This window comes from Ureibacillus sp. FSL K6-0165 (genome assembly GCF_038004285.1).
Classification (GTDB): Bacteria; Bacillota; Bacilli; order Bacillales_A; family Planococcaceae; genus Ureibacillus; species Ureibacillus thermosphaericus.
Map to the genome: position 1 here is coordinate 170890 of NZ_JBBOQS010000001.1, position 16226 is coordinate 187115.

Annotated in this window: 12 protein-coding genes; 7 read left to right on the top strand and 5 right to left on the bottom strand. The window is 39.7% G+C overall.

Annotated features, from left to right (window positions below; all coding sequences use genetic code 11):
- Positions 1 to 155: 155 nt before the first annotated feature.
- The 6 genes from NST00_RS00800 to NST00_RS00825 all read left to right on the top strand — a co-directional run bounded on the left by NST00_RS00800 (position 156) and on the right by NST00_RS00825 (position 9087).
- Complete coding sequence (locus NST00_RS00800) at positions 156 to 1346, top strand: pyridoxal phosphate-dependent aminotransferase (RefSeq protein ID WP_340709501.1); 1191 nt, start codon at positions 156 to 158, stop codon at positions 1344 to 1346.
- A gap of 192 nt (positions 1347 to 1538) precedes the next feature.
- Complete coding sequence (locus NST00_RS00805; RefSeq protein ID WP_340709502.1) at positions 1539 to 4133, top strand: ATP-dependent Clp protease ATP-binding subunit; 2595 nt, start codon at positions 1539 to 1541, stop codon at positions 4131 to 4133.
- Between the two features lie 223 nt (positions 4134 to 4356).
- Positions 4357 to 5724, top strand: a complete 1368-nt coding sequence (gene lpdA / locus NST00_RS00810) for a dihydrolipoyl dehydrogenase (protein WP_168411815.1) — start codon at positions 4357 to 4359, stop codon at positions 5722 to 5724.
- Between the two features lie 125 nt (positions 5725 to 5849).
- Positions 5850 to 6785 (top strand): thiamine pyrophosphate-dependent dehydrogenase E1 component subunit alpha, encoded by a 936-nt coding sequence (locus tag NST00_RS00815; RefSeq protein WP_197722759.1) that lies wholly within the window; start codon positions 5850 to 5852, stop codon positions 6783 to 6785.
- Between the two features lie 30 nt (positions 6786 to 6815).
- On the top strand, positions 6816 to 7850 hold the full coding sequence (locus NST00_RS00820; RefSeq protein ID WP_340709503.1) for an alpha-ketoacid dehydrogenase subunit beta: 1035 nt from the start codon (positions 6816 to 6818) through the stop codon (positions 7848 to 7850).
- 16 nt (positions 7851 to 7866) lie between these two features.
- Positions 7867 to 9087: a dihydrolipoamide acetyltransferase family protein gene (locus NST00_RS00825; protein WP_340709504.1), complete on the top strand. Its 1221-nt coding sequence runs from the start codon at positions 7867 to 7869 to the stop codon at positions 9085 to 9087.
- Positions 9088 to 9220: 133 nt separating this feature from the next.
- Here the strand turns inward: NST00_RS00825 and NST00_RS00830 are convergent, their stop codons facing one another.
- Positions 9221 to 10282, bottom strand: a complete 1062-nt coding sequence (locus NST00_RS00830) for a hypothetical protein (RefSeq protein ID WP_016837342.1) — start codon at positions 10280 to 10282, stop codon at positions 9221 to 9223.
- A 68-nt stretch (positions 10283 to 10350) separates the two neighbouring features.
- Positions 10351 to 11538: a glycine C-acetyltransferase gene (locus NST00_RS00835; RefSeq protein WP_340709505.1), complete on the bottom strand. Its 1188-nt coding sequence runs from the start codon at positions 11536 to 11538 to the stop codon at positions 10351 to 10353.
- Positions 11539 to 11786: 248 nt separating this feature from the next.
- On the opposite strand from NST00_RS00835, the gene NST00_RS00840 reads away from it, so the two are divergent.
- Entirely contained in the window at positions 11787 to 12284 is a 498-nt protein-coding gene (locus NST00_RS00840) for a GNAT family N-acetyltransferase (RefSeq protein ID WP_016837344.1), read from the top strand.
- 105 nt (positions 12285 to 12389) lie between these two features.
- On the opposite strand, the gene NST00_RS00845 is transcribed toward NST00_RS00840, so the two are convergent.
- The 3 genes from NST00_RS00845 to NST00_RS00855 form a co-directional block, all read right to left on the bottom strand.
- Entirely contained in the window at positions 12390 to 13037 is a 648-nt protein-coding gene (locus NST00_RS00845; protein WP_016837345.1) for a YczE/YyaS/YitT family protein, read from the bottom strand.
- Positions 13038 to 13104: 67 nt separating this feature from the next.
- Positions 13105 to 13590: a Cys-tRNA(Pro) deacylase gene (ybaK, locus tag NST00_RS00850; protein WP_168411827.1), complete on the bottom strand. Its 486-nt coding sequence runs from the start codon at positions 13588 to 13590 to the stop codon at positions 13105 to 13107.
- A 344-nt stretch (positions 13591 to 13934) separates the two neighbouring features.
- Positions 13935 to 16118, bottom strand: a complete 2184-nt coding sequence (locus NST00_RS00855; RefSeq protein WP_016837347.1) for a DNA topoisomerase III — start codon at positions 16116 to 16118, stop codon at positions 13935 to 13937.
- Between the last annotated feature and the right edge of the window lie 108 nt (positions 16119 to 16226).

The window sequence follows — 16226 nt, forward strand, 5'->3', positions numbered from 1 at the left end:
AATCCCCCTAGACAATTATTCAAGAAAATAATAATATTCCTACATATCTACTTATAATTATAAACTGGAATTTTCTTAAAATACAGGATGACAGATTTTGAGAATTCAATAAGTTGTACATTCACCAACTAAATCAATAAGAAAAGAGGATGCACATGGAATTATCCGATAAACTCCAAAAACTTCCTACTCAATTTTTTGCTTCCCTTGTGCAAAAAGTGAATAAAGCGATTGCTGAAGGACGGGATGTGATCAATCTCGGACAGGGAAATCCAGATCGACCAACGCCTCCTCACATCGTCAAGACGCTTCAAGAAGCAGCAGCCGACCCTGCTACTCATAAATATTCCCTTTTCCGTGGCATCCCAGAATTAAAACAAGCCGTAAGCAGCTTTTACAAAAGGGAATACAACGTAGACATCGATCCAAATGAAGAAGTGGCCATTTTAGGTGGTACAAAAGTCGGATTGGTCGAGCTTCCGTTGTGCGTGTTAAACCCTGGCGACTATATGCTGCTACCGGATCCAGGCTATCCGGACTATTTATCCGGTCCGGTGTTGGCGGATGTTCATTTTGATACAATGCCATTGCTTGAGGAAAATGATTTTCTCCCGGATTATAACACTTTACCTGATGAAGTGAAGAAACGGGCAAAATTGATGTATTTGAACTATCCAAACAATCCAACGGGCGCCACTGCCACTATAGAGTTCTTCAATAAAACGGTGCAATTTGCAAAAGAACACGATATTACCGTTGTTCACGATTTCGCATACGGTGCCCTTGGATTTGACGGGGAGAAACCGGTGAGCTTCCTGCAAGCGGAAGGGGCAAAAGAAGTTGGAGTAGAGTTCTATACATTATCCAAAACTTATAATATGGCCGGCTGGCGTGTCGCTTTTGCGGTGGGTAACCGCGACATCATTGAAGCCATCAACTTGTTGCAAGACCATCTGTTTTGCAGCCTCTTCCCTGCCGTACAGCAGGCAGCCGCTTATGCATTGAACAGCGATCAATCTTGTGTGGAAGAACTGAGAAGCATTTACGAATCCCGTCGCAATGTGCTGGTGGAAGAAGCCCGTCGGATCGGATGGAACGTAAGAGCGCCAAAAGGCTCCTTCTTTGCATGGTTGCCGGTTCCGGAAGGGTTTACGAGCCAAGAATTTTCCGATTACCTATTGGATAAAGCGGATGTGGCAGTCGCAAGCGGCAACGGATTTGGCGAACATGGCGAAGGCTATATTCGGGTGGGGCTGCTTGTGGAAGAAGAGAGGCTCCGAGAAGCCATCCGCCGCATTGAAGCATTAGGGATTTTCCAAAAAGAAATAGCAAAAGTTCAAAAATGATATCACTCCCCTTCCCTTTTTTAAGCGAAGGGGTTAAATTTTTTACCCTCTCTGCCAGTCCTGCATCTCCAAAGATTCCCCCGACTGAATCTTCAATTGACAAAAATTTCAGAAATAAGATTGATTTTCATATGATTTTTCGCTTACGATATATTTACAAAGATTGCCTATTCCACAGCAAAGGGTGATAACATGACTGCCAAATATACAATCGCAGTTAAAGAAGGAATCCTCCATGCAAAGAAACTTGCTCGAAGCAAACAAAACTATCAACTGGATATTCCTCATCTATGGACCGCTTTATTACAGCCCAACAACTTTGCCTATAACTTTTATCAAGAATTTAATATTAATATGAACGAGCTTATTCAACTAGTAAATAAAGAAGTAGATAAAATCCCCTCTTTAGCAGGTACGAATATCGCTTATGGAGAAAAAGAAAGCCAACGACTAAAAAGGCTGTTTAAACAAGCGGAGATTGAAGCGGAACGGCTACGAGATCGCTTTATTTCTGTTGAGCATTTAATGATTGCTTTGTTCGAACAAGATTTTAATCCTATTACAAAATATTTAGCCGAACATCATGTAACGAAAGAATCCATATATGAAAAATTACATCAAACTCGAAACGGACAAATGGTCACATCCGACAATCAGGAGACGCTATACGACGCATTGAACAAATATGCAGTCAATTTGAATCAAAGATATGTAGATGGAAAAGTTGACCGAATCGTTGGAAGGGAAAAGGAAATCAATGATATTATCCGCATTTTAACAAGAAAAAATAAAAATAATGCGATTTTAATAGGCAGCCCTGGGGTTGGAAAAACCGCCATCGTTGAAGGGTTGGTTCAAAAAATTGTGAACAAAGATGTTCCAAATAATTTGCTCGATAAAGTCGTCTATAGTCTAGATATGGGCTCCCTTCTTGCTGGGGCTAAATATCGCGGGGAATTTGAAGAAAAATTAAAAGCCGTATTAAATGAAGTGAAACAATCAAATAATCAAGTCATCCTCTTCATTGATGAAATTCATACGATCGTCGGTGCGGGACGAACAGAAGGCTCCATGGATGCAGGAAATATATTAAAACCGATGCTTGCCCGAGGTGAACTTCGCTGTATTGGAGCAACCACACAAGATGAATATCGGGAATATATCGAAAAAGATAAAGCGTTGGAGCGCCGTTTCCAACGTGTGATCGTCAATGAACCGTCGATTGAAGCAACCATTGAAATTTTGCAAGGCATTAAAGAAGACTATGAATTATATCACGAAACCTTTATCACTGATGAAGCCATCGAAGCTGCCGTTAAACTTTCAAAACGATACATCACCGACCGCTTTTTGCCAGATAAAGCCATTGATTTAATGGATGAAGCAAGTGCAGTAAAGCGGATTTCCCTAAATGAAATCCCCCACTCCATCAAGAAAATCAACGAACAAATTTTGCAATCAAAAATCGCCCTTTATAAGCAAGAATTGGAACCCAACCCGGCATTTGACCGGTATGCCATTGAACAGAAGCTAAAAATTATTGAAAACGAAAAAGAAAAAATGGAAAGACAATGGGCAAAAGAGCTGGAAATACTCCATTTTACGCAGCGGGAAAAAAGAAATTTGGCAAGATTGCATAAGTTATATGAAAAAGCGGTAAAGAATAATGAAGTCGGCCAAATCGTTCAATTGGAAACCTACGATATTCCTGCATCTGAAAAGAGACTAAAAGAGCTCGAACAACAATGGGGTCTATTAAAGGAAAGCAAAACCTTCATCGATAATGTAGTGACCGCTGAAGATATCGAGCGCGTCGTGGAGAGACTAACTGGAATTAAAATTACAGGTGTCATGAAAAATGAACGGGAACGACTATTGAATTTGGAGAACGAAATACACAAATACATCGTGGGACAAGATGAAGCGGTGAAAAAAGTAACTCATGCCGTCTTGCGTTCAAGGGCTGGAATTAAAAACCCAAATAAACCAACCGGCTCCTTCCTTTTCCTTGGACCTACAGGTGTCGGCAAGACGAAACTGGCGAAAGTGCTGGCAAAAGTGTTGTTTGGTACCGAGCTGGATATGGTGCGATTAGACATGTCAGAGTATATGGAAAAACATGCAGTCGCAAAACTCATTGGTCCTCCGCCGGGATACGCTGGCTATGACGAAGGGGGCCACTTGACGGAAGCGGTCCGGCATCGTCTCCATTCCATCATCGTCCTCGATGAAATCGAAAAAGCACATCCGGATGTTTTCAACATTCTATTACAAGTGCTCGATGAAGGAAGACTTACGGACTCCCAAGGTAGGACGGTGGACTTTAAAAATACAATTTTAATTATGACAAGCAATATCGGATCGAAACTACTATTGGATTCGATAGAAAAATATAATGTTATTACATCTGAAGCAAGACAAGCGGTCATTAACGAATTGCGCTCCCATTTCAAGCCGGAATTTTTAAACCGGATTGATGAAACCATCATTTTCAACCCATTGGTGAAAGAACAAATGGTGGCAATTGCCGAAATCATGATGAAAGAACTCAATGAACGATTAAAAGAAAACAAATTAATTCTTCACACGACTTCGGAAGTCATCCAATGGATTGCGGAGAATGGCTACGACCAAATTAATGGCGCACGGCCAATTCAGCGGTTTATCGTCCAACATATTGAAACACCACTGGCTCGGGATATTATCGCCAATCAAATTGAAGAAAATGTCCGTATTACTATTTCCATCAAAAATAATGAACCAGTTTTTCTTTACGAACCGATTTAATTTCAACTTTCAAGTAGGAGAGGAATACCCCTATTCCCTCTCCTTTCCTAAAATTCCATCCCATAAATCTCAAAAATAGTTATTTTCAGCAACGAGATTACAATAATTCTCAAAAAATCTATAGACGGATATTTTAAAATCCGTTAAAATTAATTTACAATCATTTTATTATTCCGAAAATTCTAACTTTTGCAATTCATTCGAAAGAAAAGAAGGTGATTCCTTGAAAACTTATGATGTACTCATTATCGGAGCCGGACCCGGTGGATATGTTGCCGCAGAAGAAGCTGCACAGCTCGGTAATTCAGTCTGCGTGATTGAAAAAAATGCCATTGGTGGCTGCTGTCTCAACGTCGGTTGCATTCCTTCCAAAGCTTACCTGCAATATAGCCACTGGTTGTCCGCTGTTCATGCTCTTAATGCAAACGGTTTATCAGTTACAGTGAATCAAATTGATTTCCCCTCCGTTGTGAAAAGAAAAAACAAGATTATCTCCACCTTGCAATCCGGTATTCACTTGACGTTTAAAAAGAATGGTATCCAATATATTACAGGTGAAGCAAAATACGTAGAAGGAAAAATTTTCGAAGTGAACGGAGAGCGATACTACGGAAAAAATGTGTTACTTGCCATGGGCGGTGCCCCCTTCGTCCCAAACATCCCAGGATTAAGCGATGTAGATTATTTAACGACGAACTCCTTTTTTGACATGGAAACATTGCCTAATCAATTGACCATCATCGGCGGCGGGGTAATCGGTGTTGAATTGGCCTATGCCATGAAAAGATTCGGCGCCGATGTCACGATTATCGAAGCCGCACCGGACATATTGTTGACGGTTGATTCGGAAGCCCGTTCCATTGTGAAAGAAAAGCTTCAGAGGATGGGTATAAAAATCATTACGAAGGCTTCCGTCCAAAAAGTGAAAAAAGGATGCGTCCTTCTTTCCAGTGAAGAAATTCCTTTTGATCAACTGCTGGTGGCAACAGGCAGAAAACAAAACTTGGAAATCCCGTTAGCAATGGGACTTGAATTGGATGAAAGAAAACATTTTGTCAAAGTAAATGAATATTATGAAACAAGCATGAAAAATGTTTATGCCATTGGCGATTTAATTGGCGGTTATACATTGGCACATGCAGCCAGTGCGGAAGGCATAAAAGCTGTTCGTGCCATAAATGGAAAAAAAGAAAGGCCTGTATCTCCATACAGTATTCCTCGCCCGCTTTTCATCGAACCGGAAGTTGCTGAGTTTGGGATGAGCGAAGAAGAAGCAAGACAAAAAGGCTATGACGTAATCGTTGAAAAAATGCCTTTTTCATTTAATGGACGAGCCATTGCTGCCAATGAAACAGAAGGCTTTGTCAAAATCATATCCGAATCCAAATATCGGGAAATATTAGGTGCCGTTATTGTCGGCCCCAACGCAGCAGACTTAATTCACCAAATTCTAGCAGTTTATGAATCCGAAGGTACTGTTGATGAATTGGCAAACACAGTCTTCGCTCACCCTACTGTATCCGAGTTAATCCAAGAAACAGCAAAAAGAATTTATAAAACATCAATAAATTTAAGGAGGAATCAAGAATGACGCAAAAAGCAAAAGGCATGCCTAAATTGTTTGCGAGTGTTGATACGTCGGTAAAAGAATTGGTAGATTTAGAGATTCGTACAGCTACGGATACAGCAGAATTAACGAAAGATAAGGCAAAATCCATGTATAAATCAATGGAGGATATCCGCAATTTTGAAGAAAATGTAAAACGTTTCTTTGCTGCCGGAGAAATTCCAGGGTTTGTACACTTATATGCTGGTGAGGAAGCAATTGCTGTAGGTGTTTGTGCTCACCTATCCGATGAAGATTACATTACAAGTACCCACCGGGGACATGGCCACTGTATCGCGAAAGGCGGCGATTTAAAAGGAATGATGGCTGAAATCTTTGGGAAAGCCACAGGACTTTGCAAAGGTAAAGGCGGTTCCATGCACATTGCCGACATGGATAAAGGAATTTTAGGCGCCAACGGAATGGTTGGAGGCGGTTTCGGACTGGCAACAGGTGCGGCCATGCGCAACAAATATAAGAAAACTGACCGGGTTGCCGTTTGCTTCTTCGGTGATGGTGCAGCTAATGAAGGTGTATTCCATGAATGTTTGAACATGGCATCCATTTGGAAGTTGCCTGTGATTTTTGTATGTGAGAATAACCTTTTCGCAGAATCCACTCCACAATGGTATTCTTCCGCTTCCCGCACAATAGCGGAAAGAGCTGCCGCCTACAATATGCCTGGTGTTCGGGTGAACGGAAAAGATGTTGTCGCCGTATATGAAGTAGCTGGCGAAGCCATTGAACGCGCACGCAGAGGTGAAGGACCAACGTTAATTGAATGTGTCACTTACCGGAACCACGGACACTTTGAAGGTGACGAACAAAGTTACAAAGCGCCTAGTGGAGAAGAAAGAGAATGGGCAGAAGTGGATCCGCTTGAAGTATTCCGTCAATTCGCTATTGAAAACGGCTTGTTGACGGAAGAAGAATTGGATCAATTGAGAGAAAAATCCGTTCGCGATATTGAAGAGGCGATTGAATTCACGAAAGAAAGTCCAGAACCATCACCTGAATCACTCTATCAAGATGTTTTTGCGGACTAATCTAAAAAACTTGGAAAGGAGTTATAGAGAATGGCTAGAGAAATTTTGTTCATGAATGCAATCAATGAAGCGCTTGATCAAGCAATGGCAAAAGATGAAAACATCATTTTATTAGGTGAAGATATTGCAGGCGGAGCGGAAGTCCAACATTTGGAAGAGGCCAACGAAGATGCTTGGGGCGGTGTAATGGGCGTAACCCGCGGCCTTGCGCCAAAATACGGCCGTGAACGAGTCATCGATACGCCACTTTCCGAAATGGGTTATATGGCTGCGGCTGTAGGTATGGCTGTTACTGGTTTGCGTCCTGTAGCTGAGCTGATGTTTAACGACTTTATCGGCTTTTGCTTTGACTCCATCATCGGACAAGGTTCAAAAATGCGCTACATGTTCGGGGGAAAAGCGAAAGTCCCAATGACAGTGCGCACAATGCACGGTGCAGGGGTGAACGCAGCAGCTCAACACTCCGGCTCCTACTACGGTTTATTCGGTTCAATTCCTGGCGTCAAAGTCGTTGTCCCTGCAACACCATATGATGCAAAAGGTCTTCTCCTCTCCGCTATTGAAGATGATAACCTTGTCATCTTTTCGGAAGATAAAACATTGTACGGAATGAAAGGCGAAGTACCGGAAGAATATTACACAATCCCAATTGGCAAAGCTGCCATCAAACGTGAAGGTAAAGACTTGACAATTGTTACCATTGGAAAAATGTTGTACGTCGGCTTAGAAGTTGCAGACATTTTAGAAAAGGACAATATCTCAGTCGAAGTCATTGACTTGCGCACTGTTGCACCATGGGATGAAGAAACAGTACTGGAGTCTGTGAAGAAAACAGGCCGCTTAATTATCATCGATGAATCCAATCCGCACAACAACACGGCAACTGATATAGCTTCAGTTGTAGCAGACAAAGCCTTTGATTATTTAGATGGACCGATCAAATGCGTATGCGCGCCAAACACACCTGTTCCGTTTGCTGCTAATCTTGAAAAATTATATATCCCAGATGCTAATAAAGTATTGACAGTAGCGACAGAAATTATCGATGACTTGAGAGTTAAATAGAGAGGGGTGATTCATTATGGCTACGGAAATATTGATGCCTAAGCTAGGCTTGACGATGACAGAGGGTACAGTGGAACATTGGTTTGTAAATGAAGGGGATGAAGTTCATGCAGGTGATGCAGTGGCGGAAATCAGTTCAGAGAAATTGACCGGTGAAGTCGTTGCACCAGAGTCCGGTACAATCATTAAAATTGTCGCTCAAGCAGGAGATGTCGTACCAAGTAAGGCGCCCATCGCGTATATCGGAAAACCTGGTGAACAGATCGGCTCCCCTTCTCCATCATTAAGTGTAGAAGAACCGAAAAAAGTAGAAACAGTAAAAGCAGTTTCAACCGCAAAAACGGAGATGATAGAAAAAGAAGCTGGAGAACGAATCTTTATTACGCCGGTTGCCCGTAAAATGGCAAATGAACTTGGCATTGATATTCATAACGTAATAGGTACTGGCGGTAATGGACGCATTACTCGATTAGATATATTAAGATATCAAGCTTCCATGGAACAAGCAGCTCCTTCAATAGAAAATGCACCATCCACACAATCAGTTTCCTATGGTGCTGGACTATCCGGAATGCGCAAAACCATTGCTCAACGGATGATGCGCAGTGTTCAGACAACCGCTCAAGTAACAAACCATAGAAAAGTGGATATTACGGAATTAATGAAATTCCGTGAAGAAATAAAAACAAAAGTAAAAGAACCGCTCACAAATGGCGAGTTAAGCATCAATACCCTATTAACAAAAGCGGTAGTTTTAGCCTTAAAAGATACGCCGGATATGAATGCTTGGTATCATAACGGCGAATATATCCGCGTAGATGAAGTGCATATTGGAATGGCAACGGCAATCGAAGAAGGTTTAGTCGTTCCTGTTATTAAAAATGCGCATCTCATGTCCTTATCCCAACTCGGTGCAGCTATTCAAAAAGTAACAACAGAAGCACGACAAGGTTCGCTTGATGGAAGCCTCTATAGCGGGTCAACCTTTACGATTACCAACTTAGGCGGCTATGAAATCGAATACTTCACACCAATCTTGAATACACCGGAAGTAGGTATTTTAGGTGTGGGGGCCATCCAAAAAGAACTGGCACTAGAAGATGGCCAAGTTGTAGAAAAATTAAAATTGCCTCTCAGTTTAACATACGATCATCAAATTATAGATGGTGCACCTGCTTCTGAGTTTTTAAGTAAAATTGCTGATTATTTGCACGACCCTTATCGTTTGCTTTTATAAAAAATAAAAGGAGTGAGTCATTCACTCCCCTGCCTCCTTATATATAAGGGTTCCTAAAGAGATTTACACTCTTCACCCAATTCTTTAACCCTTGGTTTCTCACAAGAGAAATCCAAGGGTTTTAAGTAGATCGTTAAAACAAATGCGCAGATTGCGTTTTCCATTTTGATAGATTCGTTGATAAGTCAATAATTTCACGCATTTCTTTTTCGGCCTCTGCATACAGTTTTGCGTAGTTTGTTGCATGTTGAATTGCATTCCGATATTCTTTTGAAATCTCTTGAATCTTCTCTTCTGCTTCTTCTGTTAGTTTACAATGTTTTACAATATCAACAATCTGATCACCGGCTCTTCCATCTTCAGGGAAGTATTCATGGGGAGCGGTACTATCAAAAATACAAAGCTTTAATTCTGGTAAAATAACCATGTCAATTGATTTTGAATCTAGTCCACACCATACTTTTTGTACATCAAATCCCCGTTTTAGCGCATCTTGAGTTAGTTTTTTTAACATGCTGGATTTGCCTGTTCCCGGTAGCCCTTTAATAAAGTATCTTCTTTCTAAATTTCGCGTAATATTTTGCAAATAATCTCTTGCCCCATTTGGCGTAAGCGTTCCGAATAATCGATGAGTTAACACCCCTTTTTTATTAAGAAGCATGCCATCAAAAATTTGATCAAACAGTTCATCCCGATGTTGTTCAAGCCCCTTCCAATCCATATGAGACTGCGTCTGTTCTTCCCACTCATCATGTATTTCAATGGCGGATTGGAGGGAAGCAAAACATTTATTATGCCATTTATTTATTTCTTCAGAAAGCTCCTTTATTCGTTGACCATGCTTTTTAAGTGATGCCTCATCTAAACATTCATAAAAGGAAATAATTTGATCGCGAGTACCAAGGTGAGTCGGTTCAATAGAAGGAGTGGAACTTTTGAGGAATAACGTATGGATGTCTTTTATGAATACTGCTTGAATTGTATTTTCAAAAAGAGGATCATAGAAAAATTCAATATCATGTCCTTTGTTTACATAATGATAGCCAATTTCTTTCAATAAATTGGATACATTAAAACCAAAAATTCCTTTTAAAAAGTAGACTTTATCGGCTTCCTTGATAATCTCTTGATACAGATTTTTCATTCCTTGCCCGGTCATCGCCTGCCCGAAAAACTTCGTGATGGAACCTTTCAAATGATCATCCTTTCTTATTGGAATGCCAGGCACCTCTAATTAGATTTTGCAAATTCAATCCTTTACACCTAGATTACGCCTAGTTCACGTCCCACTTTTTCGTAGATTGAAAGTGCTTTATCTAACATTGCTTTCGAATGTCCTGCTGTAGGCATATTGCGAATACGCCCTGTTCCCCTAGGCACTGTAGGATACACAATCGCTTTCGCATAAACACCTTCTTCCAGTAGACGCTTGGAAAACCGTTGCGTCAGTTTTTCTTCTCCAATGATGCACGGAGTAATCGGCGTTTCCGAATTTCCAATATCAAATCCAAGCTGTTTTAATCCTTCTTTGAAATAATTTCCATTTTCCCATAATTTCTCTGTTAGTTCATTTGAATCCATTAACATATTTATCGCCGCAATGATAGCCGCTACATCACCTGGAGGCACTGCCGTTGAAAATAGAAACGGACGGGAGCGCACTTTCAGCCAATCGATTAACTTCCTTTTTCCTGCCACATATCCTCCGACAACGCCAATCGCTTTTGATAATGTACCAATTTGGAAATCAATGTCTTTCTCTAACCCAAAATGTTTTACCGTACCTCTTCCTTTTCCAGTAACCCCTGAACCGTGAGCATCATCGACATAAGTGATGAGATCAAATTCCTTTGCGATTTCCACAATATCCGGAAGCTTCGCCAAGTCCCCATCCATTGAAAACACGCCATCTGTAATCACCATGATTTTTTTATAACGTCCGCACTCTACAGCTTCCCTTGCTTTTTTTCGCAAATCATCCATATCAGAATGAGTATATGCGACAATATGTGCTTTTGATAATCGGCACCCATCTATGATGGAAGCGTGATTCAATTGATCCGATAAAATGCAATCATCTTTTCCCATGACAGCTGAAATGGCGGCCATATTGCAATTGAACCCAGATTGATAGCTAATTGCCGCTTCTGTTCCTTTAAATTCTGCTATCTTTGCTTCCAATTGATCATGTAAATCTAGCGTTCCATTAATTGTGCGAACCGCTCCTGCTCCAACTCCATATTGATCGATAGCGCGTTTCGCCACTTCCTTTAATTCTTGATTCGTCGCTAATCCTAAATAATTATTGGAAGATAAATTAATTAACCGCTTACCATTGATTTGGATTTCAGGACCATTTGCCCCTTCCACCACATCAATTTCGTTGTATAACCCTTGGCTTTTCAATTGCTGTAAGTTTTCTTCAAGAAAAGAATCTAAAGCTTTTGCCAATTTCGCACCTCCAGACCAAGTTTCTTGAAACAATATATGATTCAAACTATAGATTCTTTTCTAGTCTTCATTAACTTTTCCGTTTGAAACGTACTTAAAAATAATATGAAGAATTTTATGACTACATCTAGCTCGAACAAAATCTGAGATAAATCAAAATGTAATGCTTTTCTCAAACAAAAAAAACGCATGTGAAAGTCATTTCATTTATACTAGAAATAAAGATTAAAAATAAAGGGATGACGATTATGACAATGATATTTCGAATTGCTACCCTTAATGATTTGCCAATTATTGTGGATATCTATAATTCTACAATTCCAAGTAGAATGGTTACTGCCGATATCGCCCCGGTATCAGTTGAAGATCGACTAAATTGGTTTCATGAACATCAGCCTGAAAAAAGACCTTTATGGGTTGTAGAATATGAAGGAGATATTTGTGGTTGGGTAAGTCTTCAATCGTTCTACGGAAGACCCGCTTATGATGCCACTGCTGAAATTAGTATCTACATTCACGAAAACTATAGAGGGAAAGGACTCGGAAAAAAGATTCTAAGCAAAGCGATTGAGGAAAGTCTTAAGTTAGAAATCGATACACTAATCGCTTTTATCTTCGGACATAATGAACCTAGCATTCGCTTATTTTCAAGTTTGGGTTTTGAAAAGTGGGGGCATTTACCAGAAGTTGCTAATTTAGATGGTGTGAAAAGAGATTTAGTCATTCTTGGGAAAAAGGTAAACTAAATTTACGACATGAATAAAGCACAAAAACCCAAGAAATACCGATAAAATATTTCTTGGGTCTTCAATTGAAAAATTCAACTATTCAATTCTCGCAAACTCTCATGATTACTGATGAATAAGCGGCTTTTCCTCTTTTATCTCTTCTTCCCCGATGCATTTTGTCAATAGTTTTTGGCAGTAAGGTAATGAAAATTGCACGATATAGCCAGAAACAATGGCAATAATGATTGTACCAACGCCAAGTGGACCACCTAACATCCATCCAATCACGGCAACAACTAATTCAATAGAGATGCGAGCTACTTTAATGCTTCCTCCTAATTTTTCTACAATCCACATCATTAAACCATCTCTAGGACCAGAACCTAAATTCGGTGATATGTACATACCCGTACCAAAACTTAGAACAAAAATTCCTACAATAAAATAGATCAGTTGGAAGGCAAATGACTCCGCATCGGGCAAAAGCCAATAGAAGAAATCAATAAATGCACCAATCAACAGCATGTTTAACCATGTGCCGATCTTCGGAAAACTTCTATACATCAACGAAGTAAATGCCAAAATGACGAGTCCCGTAATGATTACCCAAGAACCAATCGATAAGCCGATTGTTTTATACAAGGCAATATGCAACACGTCCCATGCATTAACCCCTATATCCTCTCCTTTAATTACCATCGCAATTCCTAATCCCATGATGATTAAACCGACAATGTAAAATCCCCATCGCCATGAATATTCTCTTCTCATTGAAAATGCGCCTTCTTTCTATCTATTAAATCGTAAATTTCTATGTTCATTATTTTAATGCAAAAAATCATGGTTTCGTAACCGGAACAAAAGTAGCATTTACTACATTCGCTAAATCGTTAGGCGCCAATTGTATTTGCAGTCCAATTTTTCCGCCGCTCACGATGATATAATCGAGTTCTTTTGCCGAATGTTCTATGAAAGTTGGAAACAATTTTTTCATTCCAATTGGTGAACAACCACCTCGTATATAACCAGTTGTAGCAAGTAAATCTTTTAGTGGAAGCATCTCTACTTTCTTTTCCCCCGCCACCCGAGCTGCTGCTTTTAAATCTAACTCTGCCTCAACAGGAATGACAAACACATAAAATTTCTGAGTACCTGCTGTTGTCACAAGCGTTTTGTAAACGTGATTTGCAGGATGACCGATTTTCTGTGCAACGGATACTCCATCAATAGCTCCTGCTGTCTCATAAGTAATCGTCTGATAAGGCACCTTTTGTAAATCTAATAACCGAATTGCGTTCGTTTTTGCGATTTTCTTTTTAGCCAACCCTTCATCACCTTCACTTCCAATGAATGTAATTTATATCATAACAAAAAATTTCAAATTTCTGAAAGTATGATTCTGAAATTCTTAATATAAAAAAGTTGTTCCATCATCGAAACGATCTGCTACGGCTCAAGTCGCTATGATAATCACCAAAATAAAAAATTGGGTTATCATATACTATTTAGTACAGCGACGACAACAGCAGCGGAGCTTCTTGGACTAATCATTTGCCCAAGTACGATGTTTATTAATGGAGCAAGTTTCAGTCTCTTTTTGAGTTTCTTCATATTTAAAGATGCTATAAAAAGAAACTAGGCAGCATCTTATCTGCCTAGTTCTTCTATTTAATCTAATTTTAATTTCTTTAATGCTTCCGCAAGAGCGTTATTAATCGGTTCTTTTTCGTCTTCTTTCTTCAAATATTTTTGCAGAGTGCGCTTATCCACTTTACCATTCGTTTGTTGTTTTCGTTTTTCTTGGAACGTGGACCATTTTTCTCGGAATCCGCATTGACATACAAGAATTTGGCCCTCTCCTTCTCCTCGCAATTCCAGCTTCTTATGGCAATTCGGACAACGAACATTCGTGAAGCGAGAAATGCTTTTTCGATAACCGCATTGTCGATCTTGGCAAACAAGCATTTTCCCTTTTTTTCCGTTCACTTCTAGCATTGGCTTTCCACATTCAGGACAGTTTTTTGTTGAAAGATTGTCATGTTTGTATTTTTTATCGCTCGATTTGATTTCTCCAACAATTTCTTTTGTATACTGCTTCATTTCGTTGATGAACGTTTCTTTTTTCATTTTGCCTTTCGAAATTTGTTCCAACTTCATCTCCCACTCAGCAGTTAGAGCTGGAGATTTTAAATCTTCTGGCACTAAATCTAAGAGTTGACGCCCTTTTGAAGTTATATAAATTTCTTTTCCGTCCCGTTTTTCAATTAAGAAACTATTGAATAATTTTTCAATAATATCCGCGCGGGTCGCTACCGTCCCAAGTCCTCCGGTAGATTTTAAAGTATCTGCAAGCTTTCGATTGCTCGACTCTAAATACTTTGTCGGATTTTCCATTGCTGAAAGCAATGTGGCTTCGGTAAATCTTGCAGGTGGTTTTGTTTGTCCTTGAGTCATTTGAATACTCGTAATCGTTAGTGTATCCCCTTTTTCCATTTGCGGTAAAATTTGCTCATGTACATCCACTTCATCTTCTTCAACAAAATCATTTGCATATACTTTTTTCCATCCAGGTGTTAGTATATTTTTTCCTTTTGCAATAAATGTTTCGTCCCCAATTTTTGCGTTAATTGTAAGCTGTACGTATTCGGTTGGAGGAAGGAGTACTGCCAAAAATCGTTTTACAACTAAATCGTAAATTTTTCGCTCTTTATCGGAAAAAGAAGAAAGATTGACGTTCTGTTCTGTCGGGATAATGGCATGATGATCGCTCACTTTACTGTTATCCACAAAAGATTTATTAACTTTGATTGGCTTTTTTAATATTTCATTGGCAAGTTGTCGATATTCCCCTACACCACATGCTTTAAGCCTCTCAGGAATGGTAGCTACGATATCGGATGAAAGATATCGCGAATCCGTTCTTGGATACGTTAATACTTTATGATACTCATATAGCTTTTGCATAATATTCAACGTTTCTTTTGCGGAAAAGCCGAAAATTTTATTAGCATCCCGCTGCAATTCTGTTAAATCATAGAGGCCAGGAGCGTAAGATTTTTTCGTCTTTTTCTCGATGTTTGTAACGACAGCATGTTTGTTGCTTAATTTTTGGATGATCGATTCGATTTTTTCTTTGTGGAAACTTTGAGTGTTTCCTTTTGCATCTTTCCATGTTAGCTTCACTTTGTCGCTAGTCGCTTGTATTCCATAATAATTTTTCGGTACGAAGTTTTTGATTTCTTCTTCACGAGCAGCAATAATGGCAAGCGTCGGTGTCTGCACCCGTCCGCAGTTAAGTTGGGCGTTGTATTTTGTCGTAAGAGCACGGGTAGCGTTTAATCCGATATACCAGTCTGCTTCTGAACGGGCAACCGCTGAGGCATATAAGTTCTCATATTGCTTACCAGGCTTTAAATTATTAAAACCTTCCTTAATGGCTTTATCTGTCACCGATGAAATCCAAAGACGCTTGATGGGTTTACGAACTTTCGCTTTTTCAATAATCCAGCGAGCAACTAACTCCCCTTCTCGTCCGGCATCGGTTGCAATAATGATTTCCTTTACATCTTTTCGAAGCAGTTGATTTTTTACCACTTGAAATTGTTTCGCGGTTTGCTTAATAACCGAAAGTTTCATTTGTTCTGGCAGCATCGGTAAATCTTCAAGTTTCCATGTTTTATATTTCACATCGTAACTCTCAGGGTCTGCAAGGGTTACTAAATGACCAAGAGCCCAAGTAACAATATATTGATTCCCCTCTAAAAATCCATTTCCGCTTTTTTTGCAATTGAGCACTCGAGCAATATCACGAGCTACTGATGGTTTTTCGGCTAATACTACACTTTTTGCCATAGGTTACATCCTTTCGTCAGTCATAGGATAACTATAGCATATCTCGTCTCTCCATTCATTTTCGAGCCAACTATTGTATTTCCATTTTCACTATGCTTCATGGATAAC

Coding starts and splice junctions, on each gene's coding strand:
- NST00_RS00825 (WP_340709504.1), top strand. CDS start 7,867: ATGGCTACGGAAATATTGATGCCTAAGCTAGGCTTGACGATGACAGAG.
- NST00_RS00855 (WP_016837347.1), bottom strand. CDS start 16,118: ATGGCAAAAAGTGTAGTATTAGCCGAAAAACCATCAGTAGCTCGTGAT.
- NST00_RS00845 (WP_016837345.1), bottom strand. CDS start 13,037: ATGAGAAGAGAATATTCATGGCGATGGGGATTTTACATTGTCGGTTTA.
- NST00_RS00815 (WP_197722759.1), top strand. CDS start 5,850: ATGTATAAATCAATGGAGGATATCCGCAATTTTGAAGAAAATGTAAAA.
- NST00_RS00840 (WP_016837344.1), top strand. CDS start 11,787: ATGACAATGATATTTCGAATTGCTACCCTTAATGATTTGCCAATTATT.
- NST00_RS00805 (WP_340709502.1), top strand. CDS start 1,539: ATGACTGCCAAATATACAATCGCAGTTAAAGAAGGAATCCTCCATGCA.
- NST00_RS00800 (WP_340709501.1), top strand. CDS start 156: ATGGAATTATCCGATAAACTCCAAAAACTTCCTACTCAATTTTTTGCT.
- NST00_RS00820 (WP_340709503.1), top strand. CDS start 6,816: ATGGCTAGAGAAATTTTGTTCATGAATGCAATCAATGAAGCGCTTGAT.